The sequence below is a fragment of the Microseira wollei NIES-4236 genome (genome assembly GCF_020521235.1).
Classification (GTDB): domain Bacteria; phylum Cyanobacteriota; class Cyanobacteriia; order Cyanobacteriales; family Aerosakkonemataceae; genus Microseira; species Microseira wollei.
In genome coordinates this window covers 1-449 of record NZ_BLAY01000570.1, presented here as the reverse complement: position 1 = coordinate 449, position 449 = coordinate 1, and the positions used below count along the sequence as shown (strand labels likewise).

Annotated in this window: 1 protein-coding gene; it reads right to left on the bottom strand. The window is 42.1% G+C overall.

Going from position 1 to position 449, the window contains the following annotated elements; translation table 11 throughout:
* Positions 1–449, bottom strand: a 449-nt coding sequence (locus MiSe_RS49880; protein ID WP_226595047.1) for a hypothetical protein, incomplete at both ends; no start/stop codon positions are given.

Genomic DNA, 449 nt, shown 5'->3' with positions numbered 1-449 from the left:
TGCGGATCGTTTTTCATAAATTCGGGTAGGGACACGGCAATCATCAAATTTTGATGGCTCCAGAATATTTCTGATGCCGTGTCCCTACAAGATTGCGGATCGTTTTTCATAAATTCGGGTAGGGACACGGCAATCATCAAATTTTGATGGCTCCAGAATATTTCTGATGCCGTGTCCCTACAAGATTGCGGATCGTTTTTCATAAATTCGGGTAGGGACAAGGCAATCATACAATTTTCATTTATCCAGAATATCTTGGATGCCGTGTCCCTACAAGATTGCGGATCGTTTTTCATAAATTCGGGTAGGGACAAGGCAATCATACAATTTTCATTTATCCAGAATATTTCTGATGCGTCCCGACAAGATTGCGGATCGTTTTTCATGGGTTCGGGTAGGGACACGGCAATCATCAAATTTTGATGGCTCCAGAATATTTCTGATGCCGT